The sequence below is a fragment of the Streptomyces sp. BA2 genome (genome assembly GCF_009769735.1).
In the GTDB taxonomy this organism is placed as follows: domain Bacteria; phylum Actinomycetota; class Actinomycetes; order Streptomycetales; family Streptomycetaceae; genus Streptomyces.
Genome location: NZ_WSRO01000002.1, coordinates 5243035 through 5256917 on the forward strand (window position 1 = coordinate 5243035; position 13883 = coordinate 5256917).

At 69.4% G+C, this 13883-nt stretch carries 12 protein-coding genes; 9 read left to right on the forward strand and 3 right to left on the reverse strand.

The genetic code is table 11. The annotated features are described in order from the left end of the window. Position 1: 1 nt before the first annotated feature. The 8 genes from nadC to E5671_RS26460 all read left to right on the forward strand — a co-directional run bounded on the left by nadC (position 2) and on the right by E5671_RS26460 (position 4907). Positions 2 to 985: a carboxylating nicotinate-nucleotide diphosphorylase gene (gene nadC, locus E5671_RS26430; protein WP_160506412.1), complete on the forward strand. Its 984-nt coding sequence runs from the start codon at positions 2 to 4 to the stop codon at positions 983 to 985. A 7-nt stretch (positions 986 to 992) separates the two neighbouring features. After that, the gene (locus E5671_RS26435; protein ID WP_160506413.1) at positions 993 to 1799 is read left to right on the forward strand and encodes a type III pantothenate kinase; all 807 of its coding nucleotides are present in this window, start codon (positions 993 to 995) and stop codon (positions 1797 to 1799) included. Between the two features lie 146 nt (positions 1800 to 1945). Continuing rightward, positions 1946 to 2311 (forward strand): hypothetical protein, encoded by a 366-nt coding sequence (locus E5671_RS26440; RefSeq protein WP_160506414.1) that lies wholly within the window; start codon positions 1946 to 1948, stop codon positions 2309 to 2311. An 89-nt stretch (positions 2312 to 2400) separates the two neighbouring features. Then, a complete protein-coding gene (locus tag E5671_RS26445; protein ID WP_160510426.1) occupies positions 2401 to 3021 on the forward strand; it encodes a hypothetical protein in 621 nt (206 codons plus the stop codon). 14 nt (positions 3022 to 3035) lie between these two features. Next, a complete protein-coding gene (locus tag E5671_RS45495) occupies positions 3036 to 3206 on the forward strand; it encodes a hypothetical protein (protein WP_202121271.1) in 171 nt (56 codons plus the stop codon). Between the two features lie 155 nt (positions 3207 to 3361). After that, complete coding sequence (locus tag E5671_RS26450; RefSeq protein ID WP_160506415.1) at positions 3362 to 3802, forward strand: BlaI/MecI/CopY family transcriptional regulator; 441 nt, start codon at positions 3362 to 3364, stop codon at positions 3800 to 3802. A 9-nt stretch (positions 3803 to 3811) separates the two neighbouring features. Further along, complete coding sequence (locus E5671_RS26455) at positions 3812 to 4345, forward strand: amino-acid N-acetyltransferase (RefSeq protein WP_160506416.1); 534 nt, start codon at positions 3812 to 3814, stop codon at positions 4343 to 4345. Between the two features lie 223 nt (positions 4346 to 4568). After that, on the forward strand, positions 4569 to 4907 hold the full coding sequence (locus E5671_RS26460) for an Lsr2 dimerization domain-containing protein (RefSeq protein WP_160506417.1): 339 nt from the start codon (positions 4569 to 4571) through the stop codon (positions 4905 to 4907). On the opposite strand, the gene E5671_RS26465 is transcribed toward E5671_RS26460, so the two are convergent. Next, positions 4886 to 5479 carry an SCO3374 family protein gene (locus E5671_RS26465; RefSeq protein WP_160506418.1) on the reverse strand — a complete coding sequence of 198 codons (594 nt, stop codon included), beginning with the start codon at positions 5477 to 5479 and terminating at the stop codon, positions 4886 to 4888. The genes E5671_RS26460 and E5671_RS26465 overlap by 22 nt on opposite strands. Positions 5480 to 5920: 441 nt before the next feature. Between E5671_RS26465 and E5671_RS26475 the strand changes: the two genes are divergently transcribed. Continuing rightward, a complete protein-coding gene (locus E5671_RS26475; protein WP_160506419.1) occupies positions 5921 to 8446 on the forward strand; it encodes an ATP-dependent Clp protease ATP-binding subunit in 2526 nt (841 codons plus the stop codon). A 141-nt stretch (positions 8447 to 8587) separates the two neighbouring features. Here the strand turns inward: E5671_RS26475 and E5671_RS26480 are convergent, their stop codons facing one another. Both E5671_RS26480 and E5671_RS26485 read right to left on the reverse strand, forming a co-directional pair. Further along, positions 8588 to 11152, reverse strand: a complete 2565-nt coding sequence (locus tag E5671_RS26480) for an NACHT domain-containing protein (RefSeq protein WP_160506420.1) — start codon at positions 11150 to 11152, stop codon at positions 8588 to 8590. 78 nt (positions 11153 to 11230) lie between these two features. Further along, positions 11231 to 13798: an NACHT domain-containing protein gene (locus E5671_RS26485; RefSeq protein WP_160506421.1), complete on the reverse strand. Its 2568-nt coding sequence runs from the start codon at positions 13796 to 13798 to the stop codon at positions 11231 to 11233. Between the last annotated feature and the right edge of the window lie 85 nt (positions 13799 to 13883).

The following is a 13883-nucleotide window of genomic DNA, read 5'->3' on the forward strand; positions in this document are numbered from 1 at the left end:
CGTGAGCACCCCCGACGACCTCCCTCTCGCCCCCACAGGCGGCGGCTGCGGCGATGCCTGCGGCTGCGGCTCAGACGACGCGTACGACCCCCTGGAGTGCGGTCTCGACCCCGCCCTCGCGCAGCTCCTGACCGAGGCGGGGCTCGACCCCGTGCAGGTCGAGGACATCGCGCACATGGCGATCGAGGAGGACCTGGACGGCGGCGTGGACGTCACCTCGGTCGCCACGATCCCCGAAGAGGCCGTGGCCACCGGCGACTTCACCGCGCGCGAGGCCGGCACCGTCGCGGGCCTGCGCATCGCCGAAGCCGTCATCTCCCTCGTCTGCACGGACACCTTCGAGGTCGAGCGGCACGTCGAGGACGGCGAGCAGGTGGAGGCGGGCGACAGGCTGCTCAGCGTCACCACCCGCACCCGCGACCTGCTCACCGCCGAGCGCAGCGCGCTCAACCTCCTGTGCCGCCTCTCCGGCGTGGCGACGGCCACGCGCGCGTGGGCGGACGCACTGGAGGGCACGAACGCCAAGGTCCGCGACACCCGCAAGACGACGGCCGGGCTCCGCGCCCTGGAGAAGTACGCGGTGCGCATGGGCGGCGGCGTGAACCACCGCATGTCGCTCTCCGACGCGGCCCTGGTGAAGGACAACCACGTGGTGGCCGCCGGAGGCGTGGAGCAGGCCTTCAAGGCCGTGCGCGAGGCCTTCCCCGACCTTGCCGTGGAGGTCGAGGTCGACACCCTCCACCAGCTGCGCGAGGTCGTGGACGCGGGCGCCGACCTGATCCTCCTGGACAACTTCACGCCGGGCGAGACCGAGGAGGCCGTGGCCATCGTGCACGGCCGCGCGATCCTGGAGTCCTCGGGCCGCCTCACCCTGGAGAACGCCGGTGCGTACGCGCGCACGGGCGTGGACTTCCTCGCGGTGGGTTCCCTCACCCACTCCTCGCCGATCCTGGACATCGGCCTCGACCTGCGCGCGGCGGAGTGACGACGACATGCTGCTGACCATCGACGTCGGAAACACGCACACCGTCCTCGGCCTCTTCGACGGCGAGGAGATCGTCGAGCACTGGCGCATCTCCACCGACGCACGCCGCACAGCCGACGAACTCGCCGTGCTCCTCAACGGGTTGATGGGCATGCACCCCCTGCTCGGCGACGAGCTGGGCGACGGCATCGACGGCATCGCCATCTGCTCGACGGTCCCCTCCGTCCTGCACGAGCTGCGCGAGGTCACCAGGCGGTACTACGGAGACGTGCCCGCCGTCCTCGTGGAGCCCGGCATCAAGACCGGTGTGCCGATCCTCATGGACAACCCCAAGGAGGTCGGCGCCGACCGCATCATCAACGCGGTCGCGGCCGTCGAGCTCTACGGAGGCCCCGCCATCGTCGTCGACTTCGGTACGGCGACGACGTTCGACGCGGTCTCCGCGCGCGGCGAGTACACCGGAGGCGTCATCGCCCCCGGCATCGAGATCTCCGTAGAGGCCCTCGGCGTTCGGGGCGCCCAGCTCCGCAAGATCGAGCTGGCCCGGCCGCGCAGCGTCATCGGCAAGAACACCGTGGAGGCCATGCAGTCGGGCATCCTGTACGGCTTCGCGGGCCAGGTCGACGGCGTCGTACAGCGCATGGCCCGCGAGCTCGCGGGCCAGGGCGGCGACCCCGACGACGTGACGGTCATCGCGACCGGCGGCCTCGCGCCCATGGTGCTCGGCGAGGCCACGGTCATCGACGAGCACGAGCCGTGGCTGACCCTCATCGGCCTGCGCCTGGTCTACGAGCGGAACGTCTCCCGGATTTGAGCGCCCCGGCGGCCACGGCGGTCGGCTCGTAACCGTCGGCTCATAACCGGCGGCTCATAAGCGGGGCTTGCGCACACAACCCTGCGCCCCATACAAGAGTCTGCGCAGGGACGGGACTTGAGAAGGTTCGAGCGGGCGTGGAGCAAATGGGGCGTAGGAGAAGACTGGCCGCGGCAGTGGCGGCCGGGGTGTTGGCCGGCCTCGCCGGTCCCGCCGCGACGGCGAGTGCGGCCACGGGGCCCGGCGGCGGCCATGCCGTGCACGCCGTGAGCCTCCCGGCCGCGACGCCCTCTCCGTCCACCACCTCGACCACGTCTCCCACCTCAAGTACGCCCCCCACCTCAAGTACGCCCCCCACCTCCACCACCTCACCGGACAGGGAAGAGCGCGACCCCGACGACTCCCTGGCCGACACCGGCGCAGGCGTGCTCCCCTGGATCGCCGCCGCGGCGGCCGGTGCCCTCGGAGTCGGCGCGGTCGTCTTCGCGATGATCCGACGCCGCTCGGAGTAAAGCCACGCCACATATTGGCGTTAAGCGGATTTTGTCCAGTTTGCACGTATCGTCTGTCCATGCCCACGCCATACGGATCTCGCGGCGGCATGGCCTTCGGTGCGGAGGAACTGCGTGTGCTCCGCCGCGCTCTGGCCCTCGCCCTGCATCCAAGCCCCGTCTCCGACGAGGACGTCCAGGAATGCCTACGCCTCGCCGAGGCCGTCGACGAAGCGGTGAGCGAGGGCGCCAGGCTCCGCGCCTTCCTGCTGGCCGACCTCGCCCGCTACCGGGCGGCCCTGCCCGGCACCGCAGCCGGCTACCTCGCGCTCCTGGAGGACGTCCTCGCCTCCGGCTACCAGCCGGGCGCCGACGATCTCGCCGCGCTGCGCGCCCTGCGCGGCAACCCGGTCGCCGCCGCCCTCCTCGCCCGCTGCCGGACCGTCGCCGAACAGGCCGTACGCGCCCGCCTCGCGGGCCGGTCCCATACGGACCGTGCGGCCGTCCCGGCGCCCCGCCCCCTCGTCCCTGCGTCGCGCACACGCCTGCTCGCCCTTCCCGGCGGCCGGAGCGGGGCGGACGACCGGGCGGCGCCCAAGCCCAAGACGCCGAACTCCCCTCCGGCGAAACCGGCCACTCCGGAGCCGCCACGCCCCGTGCCGACCCCGGCCGAGGTCTTCCCTCCCAAGCGCCGCCCGGCGGACCCGCCGCACCAGCTCGCCGCGGGCTAGCTACTCTGGGGGGCATGGAATACGTCTCCGCGCTCCTGCCCCCCGTAGTGATGGCCGTGTTCTTCGGCGGTCTCATCGTGACGATCGTGAAGACCCAGGGCGGCGCCAACAAGGCCAAGGAGGACGCGGCCGTCGACGCCGTGATCTCCCGCGCCGAAGGCGCCCGGCAGACCCCCAAGGCCTGACACCCAAGGTCTGACCCCAAGGCCTGACACCCCACCCAGGACCGACTGGCGTGCGACTCGCTCACATTCCGAGTCGTACGCCCTTTTTGTTAGGGAAATGGCACCTACGCCACGTCCGTCACGTCATTAGTGACATCTCCCACTATTGTTCTGGTGTGCCTCGTCCCTTGGGAGAACTCGAAGACTCAGTCATGACACGGGTGTGGAAGTGGAACCGCCCCGTGACCGTTCGAGAAGTCCTGGAAGACCTTCAGCAGGAACGGTCCATCGCGTACACCACCGTCATGACCGTTTTGGACAATCTTCATCAGAAGGGCTGGGTGCGCCGTGAAGCGGAAGGCCGTGCCTATCGATATGAGGCGGTCTCCACTCGGGCCGCCTACGCCGCCGCACTGATGAACGAAGCATGGTCGCAGAGCGACAACCCCGCCGCCGCTCTCGTCGCGTTCTTCGGGATGATGTCGGCGGAACAGCGCGAAGCGCTCAGTGACGCGATGCGGATCGTGGGCCCGGACTCTCAAGCCCTCGCCACTCAAGCCCTCGCCACTCAAGCCCCGGAGAACCCCGGCGAGGCGGAGCCCGAAGCAGAGCGATAGCGTCCGGTCATGCCAGCGGAACCCCCTGAACTCAGCGCTAAAGCAGTCTCCGTACGCCGGGCGCGCACCGCCGATGTGCCGGTCGTACGCAACCTCCTCGACTCCTACGCCCGTCAGGGGATCCTGCTCGACAAAGCGACGGTCGCCCTTTACGAGTCCATCCAGGAGTTCTGGGTGGCGGAACGCGACGACAACGCCGAGGTCGTCGGCTGCGGGGCCCTGCACGTGATGTGGGAAGACCTCGCGGAAGTGCGCACTCTCGCGGTGAACCCCGACGTCAAGGGCGCCGGAGTGGGTCATCAGGTGTTGGGGAAGTTGCTGCAGACCGCTCGCTGGCTCGGTGTCCGGCGGGTTTTCTGTCTCACCTTCGAAGTCGACTTCTTCGCGAAGCACGGCTTCGTGGAGATCGGTGAGACGCCTGTCGACGGAGATGTCTACAGCGAGCTGCTGCGTTCCAAAGACGAGGGTGTCGCGGAGTTCCTCGGCCTCGAACGAGTGAAACCGAACACCTTGGGCAACAGCCGGATGCTTCTGCATCTGTGATCGTCGCCGGTATTCCGAGCTGCCTGCTGCCCCGGTTCCCTATGTCCGAAACGCGCATGTTTCCTGGGTTCTCGGGGTCCCCGGTCTCTCCCGGGGGTTTGTGTTTTTCCAGCAAAAGCGGTTTGCTTTCCGACGTACTGCAGTACTGCATATAACAGGGGGCGGCGATTCTGCGGCTCGCGCCGTGCGATCCGGCCCTAAGTTATCGATGAAAGGAAATCCGGTGGCACAGAAGGTTCAGGTCCTTCTTGTCGATGACCTCGACGGCGGCGAGGCAGACGAGACCGTGACGTTTGCGCTGGACGGCAAGTCGTACGAGATCGACCTCACCACGTCGAACGCGGACAAGCTCCGCGGTCTCCTTGAGCCTTACCTCAAGGGTGGTCGTCGTACCGGTGGCCGTGGTTCGGCCGGGCGCGGCAAAGCCCGTGCCGCTGCCGCGAGCGGCAGTCAGGACACCGCGGCGATCCGCGCCTGGGCGAAGGACAACGGTTTCGAGGTCAACGACCGCGGCCGCGTTCCCGCGTCCATCCGCGAGGCCTACGAGAAGGCCAACGGCTGACGACGGGTCCGTCGCAACCGGACCCGGTGGCACTGCGTTGCCGCCGTGTCCACAAGTCGTACGAGACCGGAGCCCACGGCGGGGTCGCTGTGGGGCACGGTGCCACCCCCCACGCACGACAGGGACGGCAGTGCCGGCAGCGTCGGCTCCACCTCGCACCCGGGCTCTGGGGGTCGCAGCCATACGGCGGCCCCCTGCGAGCCGGACCACCCCGGAGGCGTGGGCGCGTCGATCCGTCCGCCCGCACCGATGGCCGTGAGGTCCAGGGGGATGCCACCCCACTCCAGCCACTCCAGGAGCCCCGGCAGCTCGTCTGCGCTCCCCGCGGCCACGAAGAGCCGCATCGATTCTCCCCGCAGGGCCACCGGAGCCTTCGGCCCGAGGTGGCGCAGCGCGGCGAAGCCGGCCTCGGCGGGCAGCCGCAGTACGTCGAAGCGGAGCCCCGTCAGGAGCCGCACCGGCAGTCCGGGGCCGTGGTCGTCCGTCGCCCAGCCGAGTTCGTTCTCGTACCACTGCCGCACCGGGTCGCTCTGCTCGACCGGTACACGGGGCTGGGGAACGGTGAAGGCCATGCATGGAGCAACCGGCCGGAAGGGTCTCGAGTTACGCAGAGTGGTGTTGCGATTGCGCTCGGTGCCCGGAAAGAGGGCGTAAGGGCGTGTTCGGCCGCGCAAGGGTGTTCGCCCGTAGCGGAGGGAACCGGCGCGCGCCGCATGGAGTGTCAGTCCTTACGGGTAAGACATCCCTAGTGGGGAGGGGCGACACACGCGCGAGGCCGTCTCACGTTCGCCATCGGCGTAGTGGTGGTGAGGGTAAGTGCTTGGCCTGCGGGAACATCGTCTCGCACCATCGGGTTGGAGCAGTTGTCGGCGTTCGGGGTCAGGAGGCACCTCTTGTTCTCGGCCGGGTGTCGGCAGTTGGAATGAGCGGTCCCCGCTTGCGGGACTAAGCTGCGGAAGGACAGGGAGGGGACAGCCCCCTTACTGCCTGACCGCTCTGAGGAGCGATTAACGATGTTCGAGAGGTTCACCGACCGCGCGCGGCGGGTTGTCGTCCTGGCTCAGGAAGAAGCCCGGATGCTCAACCACAACTACATCGGCACCGAGCACATCCTCCTGGGCTTGATCCACGAGGGCGAGGGTGTCGCCGCTAAGGCCCTGGAGAGCCTCGGGATTTCGCTCGAGGCGGTCCGCCAGCAGGTGGAGGAGATCATCGGTCAGGGCCAGCAGGCCCCGTCCGGGCACATCCCCTTCACCCCCCGTGCCAAGAAGGTCCTGGAGCTTTCGCTCCGCGAGGCCCTTCAGCTGGGCCACAACTACATCGGCACGGAGCACATCCTGCTCGGCCTGATCCGCGAGGGCGAGGGCGTCGCCGCCCAGGTCCTCGTGAAGCTGGGCGCCGATCTCAACCGGGTGCGGCAGCAGGTCATCCAGCTGCTCTCCGGATACCAGGGCAAGGAGACCGCCACCGCAGGCGGTCCTGCGGAGGGCACGCCTTCCACGTCCCTGGTGCTCGACCAGTTCGGCCGGAATCTCACCCAGGCCGCTCGTGAGTCCAAGCTCGACCCGGTCATCGGGCGCGAGAAGGAGATCGAGCGGGTCATGCAGGTGCTGTCCCGCCGTACGAAGAACAACCCCGTGCTCATCGGCGAGCCCGGCGTCGGCAAGACCGCCGTCGTCGAGGGCCTGGCGCAGGCCATCGTCAAGGGCGAGGTGCCCGAGACCCTCAAGGACAAGCACCTCTACACCCTGGACCTGGGCGCGCTCGTCGCCGGTTCGCGCTACCGCGGTGACTTCGAGGAGCGCCTGAAGAAGGTCCTCAAGGAGATCCGCACCCGCGGCGACATCATCCTGTTCATCGACGAGCTCCACACCCTGGTGGGTGCGGGCGCCGCCGAGGGCGCGATCGACGCCGCGAGCATCCTCAAGCCCATGCTGGCGCGAGGCGAGCTGCAGACCATCGGTGCCACGACGCTGGACGAGTACCGCAAGCACCTGGAGAAGGACGCGGCCCTCGAGCGCCGCTTCCAGCCCATCCAGGTCGCGGAGCCGTCCCTGCCGCACACCATCGAGATCCTCAAGGGTCTGCGCGACCGTTACGAGGCCCACCACAGGGTCTCCATCACGGACGAGGCGCTGGTCCAGGCCGCCACCCTGGCCGACCGGTACATCTCGGACCGCTTCCTGCCGGACAAGGCGATCGACCTGATCGACGAGGCCGGTTCCCGGATGCGCATCCGCCGGATGACCGCGCCGCCGGACCTCCGCGAGTTCGACGAGAAGATCGCGGGTGTCCGCCGCGACAAGGAGTCCGCGATCGACTCGCAGGACTTCGAGAAGGCCGCCTCTCTGCGCGACAAGGAGAAGCAGCTCCTCGCGGCGAAGGCCAAGCGCGAGAAGGAGTGGAAGGCCGGCGACATGGACGTCGTCGCCGAGGTCGACGGCGAGCTCATCGCCGAGGTCCTCGCGACGGCCACCGGCATTCCGGTCTTCAAGCTGACCGAGGAGGAGTCCTCGCGTCTGCTGCGCATGGAGGACGAGCTCCACAAGCGCGTCATCGGCCAGAAGGACGCCATCAAGGCGCTTTCACAGGCGATTCGTCGTACGCGTGCGGGTCTGAAGGACCCGAAGCGTCCCGGTGGCTCGTTCATCTTCGCCGGCCCGTCCGGTGTCGGTAAGACGGAGCTTTCCAAGACGCTCGCCGAATTCCTCTTCGGTGACGAGGACGCCCTGATCTCCCTCGACATGTCGGAGTTCAGTGAGAAGCACACGGTCTCGCGTCTCTTCGGTTCGCCGCCCGGATATGTCGGTTACGAAGAGGGCGGTCAGCTGACGGAGAAGGTCCGCCGCAAGCCGTTCTCGGTCGTCCTCTTCGACGAGGTCGAGAAGGCCCACCCGGATATCTTCAACTCTCTGTTGCAGATCCTGGAGGACGGTCGCCTGACCGACTCCCAGGGCCGGGTCGTGGACTTCAAGAACACGGTCATCATCATGACGACCAACCTCGGCACGCGTGACATCTCCAAGGGCTTCAACCTCGGATTCGCCGCGTCGGGTGACGTCAAGACGAACTACGAGCGCATGAAGACCAAGGTCAACGACGAGCTGAAGCAGCACTTCCGCCCGGAGTTCCTGAACCGTGTCGACGACACGGTGGTCTTCCACCAGCTCACCGAGGAAGACATCATCCAGATCGTCGACCTCATGCTCGCCAAGGTGGACGAGCGTCTGAAGGACCGCGACATGGGCATCGAGCTCAGCGGTGACGCGAAGAAGCTCCTGGCCAAGAAGGGTTACGACCCGGTCATGGGCGCCCGGCCGCTGCGCCGGACGATCCAGCGCGAGATCGAGGACATCCTGTCGGAGAAGATCCTCTTCGGCGAGCTCCGTCCCGGCCACATCGTGGTCGTCGGCACGGAGGGTGAGGGCGAGGAAGCCAAGTTCACCTTCCGCGGCGAGGAGAAGGCGGCGCTTCCGGATGTCCCGCCGATCGAGCAGGCCGCTGGTGGCGCGGGGCCTAACCTGAGCAAGGAGGCGTAGCCCGCCGGGCTTGCGCCGTAGAGGCTCGCAGGGGCTGCCCCGGACCGTTTCTCATGGTCCGGGGCAGCCCCTTTTGCTTTGACTTTTGGCTGCGCGTGCTTCGTGGCTTGTCGCGCAGTTCCCCGCGCCCCTTACGGGGCCCTACGACGTGATCGTGATTCCCTCCGGTACGTTCCGTACGCGGGGGAGGCGGGGGTTGACCCTGAGCACGCTCAGGTTTGGGAAGCGTGTGAGCCATGACATGTCTGTGTCGGCCAGTTCCGCGGTGACCCACAGGTGGGTGAGCTGCTCGTGTTCCAGGCCGTCCAGGAGTTCCTCGGTGCGTATGACGCCCACGACCTGGATCCACGGCCGCCCGCCGAGATGCCGCAGCGCCGCGAGCTCGGCGGTGTCGGACACGGGGAAGTACAGGCCGACCGGGTCGAGGTGGGCGATGATCTCGCGTGCGTACCGCTCGGTGTCGAAGTGCCGCCACGGGCGGGCCAGTTCCAACCGGATGGCCAGCGCCGAGCGGTGGCGCAGGCGGGCGAGGTAGTCGATGGCGGCGTCGTCCTGGACGCGGGTCGCCGTGATCGCCAGGAGGAGCGCCTGCTGGTCGCTCGGCACCTGCTCGGGGTCCGGCAGCTGCTCAAGGACGATGGGGCCGACCCAGCCGAGGCTGCGGGCGGCCAGTTCCGTCGTGGGGCGCACGAGGTTCTTCGTGCGGTCGTGTACGAGCTGCTGCACCGCCGGGTCGAGCTCGGTGACGTGCTCCAGGCAGGCCGCGGCCATCAGGCGCCGGTGGTTCACGTGCGGGCGGCGCAGGTTCGGGGCCGCGGCCAGGAGCCGTTCGAGGAAGTCGGCGCACTCCTCGGGCCGTGCGTGGGCGGCGGCCATGCGGATGACCTCCTCCCACTCGGCGCGGTGCGCGTGCTCGACGAGGGTGCGGAACTGACCGCGGGCCACTATCTCCTTGGCGGCCAGATAGTCCTGGAAGGTGCGGTGGATGAAGTCCACCGAGAGGCCCGACTGTTCGCGCAGCAGCCCCGTGCGGTGCAGCAGATGACGGAAGATCTTCTCGCCGTCGCCCTCGGCGCGTGCGGAGGGGATGGCGGGCAGCGCGCCGTCCAGGATGGCGACCACGCGCTCGCGCGGCAGCTCCGATACGCCCTCCTCCACCATCGCGTGGGCCAGCTTGCGCAGGAGCAGCTCCCGGGGCCCTTGCTGGAGCCGCACATCATCGGCGTACAGGACATCGCGCTCGGGGTCGCGGCGCTGGAGGAGCATTTCGAGGGCCGCGTCGTACAGCTCCTTGCGGCCTTTGGGGAGCGAGCCGGAGCGGTCGCGGTTGAGGGCGCATATCAGGCCGCACATCAGGGGGTTGGTGGCGAGCTGGCGCAGCTCGCGGTAGATGCGCACGGAGTGCAGGAGGCGCTGTTCGTACTCCCGCAGCTTGTCGCGGTCCGCCTGCTCCTTGCACTGCTCGTCGCTCATCGCGGCCGCGTGCCAGTCGTGGATGAAGCGGGTGACCTGGTCGCGTGACATCGGCGCGAGGGAGAGTTCCTTGAAGCCCTCTTCGGCGAGGCGCTCCTGGGCGAGCCAGCCGTCCTCGACGGCGGAGGGGCGGGACGTCACCAGGCAGCCGTTGCCGGAGAAGATGCGAAGGAGGCGGCGCAGCTGGTTGCGCAGGTCGCCGCGGGTCGCTTCCGGGGCCTCGTCGATCCCGTCGACCAGGAGCATGGCGCGGCCCGCGAGGAGGGTGCGCACGACCCAGCCCTCCGGGGCCTGGTCGGCCAGCGGGTGGCGGATGGCGTGCAGGAACTCGTCCGGTGCGGGAAAGCCCTCGCGGGCGAAGCGGCGTACGGGCAGGACGAAGGGCACGCGGGCGCCCTCGCGCGCCGCGGCCACGGCGAGCCACTGGACGAGGGTCGTCTTGCCCGAGCCGGCGACGCCGCGCAGCAGCACCCGCTCGTGCCCCTCCAGGGCCCGGTCGGCGAGCAGCACGGTCCGCGGCTCGCCCGGTACGCCGCTTCCGCTGCTCTCCTCGGCCTCCAGGCTGAGGTAGGTGTCCTCCAGGGCCCAGCGGTCCGGCGCGTTGGCCAGGTCCACGCCGACGATGGTGAGCCAGCCGTGCTGACGTACGACCTCTTCGGCGTACGCGGCCTCGAAGTCCCGGTCCTCCTCGGAGCGTTCGGGCTGGCGGGCCGCGGCCTCCGCGTCGTTCAGGTCGATGAGCTGGCGGATGCGGCTGGCGCGCTCGGCCATGTGCCGCTGGATGTGCGGGGAGCGCCGTACGAAGTGGTACAGGACGTGCAGGCACACGGCGACGAGCAGCTCGTCGTGGAACCACGCCGCGCCGGGGGACAGGGCGCGGTCCGCGCCCTGCACGGCGCCGCGGAGGCGCCGTGCGTAGTCCTGCGGGCCCAGGCGCACGGCGTCCACGTCCGTGAGGTCCAGTTCACCGATGGCGAGGAGAGTGCGGGTCAACACGTCGACGACAGAGGCGAGTTCGGTCGTCGGGGCGGAGTGCGCCTCGGCGGCCAGGTGGACGAAGTCCGCGGCGGCGCGGTGCACGTCGTCCGGTGTCGCCGGGGCGTCGGCGCCGCGCCAGGTGGTGAGGGCGGCGATCAGGTCGGGCGTGCTGGGCGGCTGCGCGGGAGGCAGCCGGATGAGCCGTTGTACCAGGGGTGCGGCGAGGGTCGAGGGGATGCGGACAACGGGCTCCATGGACATAGGGCGTCCCTGCGGGTGGGATTTCGTGTGTCGCGGGCGGGATTTCGCGTGTCGTGGAAGGTCAAGGGTAGGTCAACTCCTCCACGGTGGTGGGGTGATGAGCTCGATCCGACCCGGGACCTGCAGCGCGACCGCCTCGGTCACCTCAGAGGTCACATCGACCCTTCTGAGGTTCGGGAAGGCGGAGAGCCAGGCCAGCCCTTCGACGGGATGGGACGCCTCCAGGCTGAGCCGGGTGAGCCGCTCGCGCACGATCAGGTCGGTCAGGTCCTCGACGCGGTAGGCGCCGACGACCTGGATGTCCGCCCAGCCGCCGATGGAGCGCAGGGCGTGCAGGTCTCCGGTGTCGCGCACGGTGACGCGGGCCTGACGGGGCAGGTGCGCGAGAATCTCGCGGGCGTAGAGCTCGCGGTCGAAACGGGGCCAGGAGGCGGCGAGGGTCCGCTGGACGTCCATGCTCGGGTGCGCGCGGAACTGGGTCAGGAAGTGCAGTGCGGTATCGCTGCCCAACTCGCATGCCGTACGCACCACATGGCGGGCCGTGCGGTCGTCCAGACCCTCGGAGGAGGGCAGCAGCGAGAGCACCAGTTCGCCGCCGGCCTGCGCCAGTTCCTCGGCGTCCGCGCTGGATCCCGGCGGCACGAGCAGCTGCACCCCGACCTCCACGAACGAACGGACCGCGGGGGCCACCTCCGCCGCGTACGGCAGCCCGGCCGCCGCGAGGAGCTTGCCGCGCGGGGTGCCCCGCTCGACGAGCCGCCGCAGCATCTGCTCGGCCTCTTTCGGGCGGGCGTGGGCGATGGCGAGGAGGACGACGTCCTCCCACTGGTCCTTGTCCGCGTTGTTCAGGAGCAGATCGAAGTCCAGTTCCTGAACGGCGAGGCGGGAGCCGAGGTAGTCCTGGAACGTCCGGTGGAGGAAGTCGACGCGTCCGTCGGCGGGTTCACGCAGCAGACCGGACCGCAGCAGGAGCGAGGTGTAGATCTCCTCCGCGTCGCTGCTCAGATTCAGGGAGGGGAGAGCCTGCGTGATGATGTGCAGCGCGTCCGAACGGTCCATCTCCGAACGGCTGTTGCGGATCAGCCACCACGCGAGCCGCTGAAGGAGCTGGATCTGCGTGGCGTACGGAATCCGAACCCCGCCCGGGTCGTCCAACCCCCGCTCCCTGTCGCGCCGTTCGAGCATCATGGAGAGCGCGGCCTCGTAGAGCGACTTCCTGTCCTCGGGCAGGAAGCCGTTCCGGTCGCGGTGCAGGGCGCAGAGCATCCCGCACATCAGGGGGTTGGTCGCGAGGCGGTTCAGCTCGGTCGTGGTCCGTACGGCCTGGAGCAGGGACACCCCGGTGGACTCGTCGGCCCCGGCCGCGCTGTGCCAGCGGCGTACGAACGTGGCGACGTCGTGGCGGGACATCGGCGAGAGCGTGAGTTCGTTGAAGCCGGCGGCGGTCAGCCACTGCTCGGGGACGGCGGAGGGGCGTGAGGTGACGAGCCACAGGTTGCCGGGAAAGGTCCGCGCCAGCTCACGCAGCCAACGGCGGGCGCTTTCCCGCCGATCACCGGCGATTTCATCTATCCCGTCGACGAGGAGTACGCCGCGCCGGGCGCGCAGGACGCGTTCGACCCAGCCGGGCGGCTGCTCGCCCGCGACCGGGCAGGCGACGGCCTCCAGGAAGTTCCCCGGAATGGGCAGCTCGGCCCCCGGCCGCAGGATCCGCCGCATCGGCAGGACGAACGGCACGCGCCCGATGAGATGCGTAAGGCCGTGCTCGTACGTCCGGTTCGCCGCCGTCACGGCGAGCCACTGGACCAGGGTGGTCTTGCCGGACCCGGCGACGCCGCGCAGCAGGACCTGGTCGTGCTGCGCGAGGACCTGCTCGGCGGGCACGTGCAGCCCGCTGCCGCCGAGGCCGGGCCCGGAGCGCTCGCGGGTCGCTTCGAGGCTGAGGTAGGCGGTGTCGAGGGGCCACTCGCTGGTACCGGCGTCGAGGCCGTAGATGGTGAGGGTGCCGTGGCGCTCGGCGATGTGGGTGGCGTAACGGGCTTCGAAGGCGGCGTCCTCGGCGGTCTGGGAGGGGAGCCGGTCGAGAAGGATGTCGATGGTCTGGGCGATGCGGGCCAACTGCTGGGTCTGGGCGACCTGTTGGCGGGCGATGAAGGTGGAGCGCTGGGAGAAGAAGTTGAGGATGTGGAGCGATGCGGTGTGGAGGAGCTGGTCGTAGAACAGCTCGGCGCTTCCGCTGAGGCCGAAAGAGATGACGACACCGCCCGCGTTGGACCGCAGGGCCCCCGCGAAGCCTTCCGGCCCCAGGGCGACGGCTTCGTAGTCCTCGATGGTGATGGTGCCGAGCGCGGCGAGGGAGCGGGCGAGGGCGTTCTTGACGGCGAGGGCTTCTGCCGGGTCGATGGGCTGTTCATGGGGGCCGGCGGCTTTGAGAGCCCTGCGGACGAGCTCGGCGGCGACCTTCTCGACGTCCTTGGGCGTGACGCTGCGTTTCTCCCCGCTGAACGAGACGAACGAGGAGATCTTCACCGGCTTCTCGACCAGGGCCGCGCCCGGCTGGTCCGCCACGAAGAGCTTCTTGATGAGCGGCACGACGACACCGGACGCGATACGGGCGCCTAGCGTGCTGGCTTCGACCATGTGTCGAGAGTAGGTGAAAGTCCCTGCGGGCGGCGGAAGTTGGGCACCGGCCACCACCGGCGAAGCATGCCCGTCGTGCCCGTCG

What these genes read in the sequence shown, in the direction of transcription:
- E5671_RS26435 (WP_160506413.1), top strand. Translation starts at nt 993, where the DNA reads ATGCTGCTGACCATCGACGTCGGAAACACGCACACCGTCCTCGGCCTC.
- E5671_RS26465 (WP_160506418.1), bottom strand. Translation starts at nt 5,479, where the DNA reads ATGGCCTTCACCGTTCCCCAGCCCCGTGTACCGGTCGAGCAGAGCGAC.
- E5671_RS26475 (WP_160506419.1), top strand. Translation starts at nt 5,921, where the DNA reads ATGTTCGAGAGGTTCACCGACCGCGCGCGGCGGGTTGTCGTCCTGGCT.
- E5671_RS26485 (WP_160506421.1), bottom strand. Translation starts at nt 13,798, where the DNA reads ATGGTCGAAGCCAGCACGCTAGGCGCCCGTATCGCGTCCGGTGTCGTC.
- E5671_RS26440 (WP_160506414.1), top strand. Translation starts at nt 1,946, where the DNA reads ATGGGGCGTAGGAGAAGACTGGCCGCGGCAGTGGCGGCCGGGGTGTTG.
- E5671_RS26445 (WP_160510426.1), top strand. Translation starts at nt 2,401, where the DNA reads ATGGCCTTCGGTGCGGAGGAACTGCGTGTGCTCCGCCGCGCTCTGGCC.
- E5671_RS45495 (WP_202121271.1), top strand. Translation starts at nt 3,036, where the DNA reads ATGGAATACGTCTCCGCGCTCCTGCCCCCCGTAGTGATGGCCGTGTTC.
- E5671_RS26455 (WP_160506416.1), top strand. Translation starts at nt 3,812, where the DNA reads ATGCCAGCGGAACCCCCTGAACTCAGCGCTAAAGCAGTCTCCGTACGC.
- E5671_RS26480 (WP_160506420.1), bottom strand. Translation starts at nt 11,152, where the DNA reads ATGGAGCCCGTTGTCCGCATCCCCTCGACCCTCGCCGCACCCCTGGTA.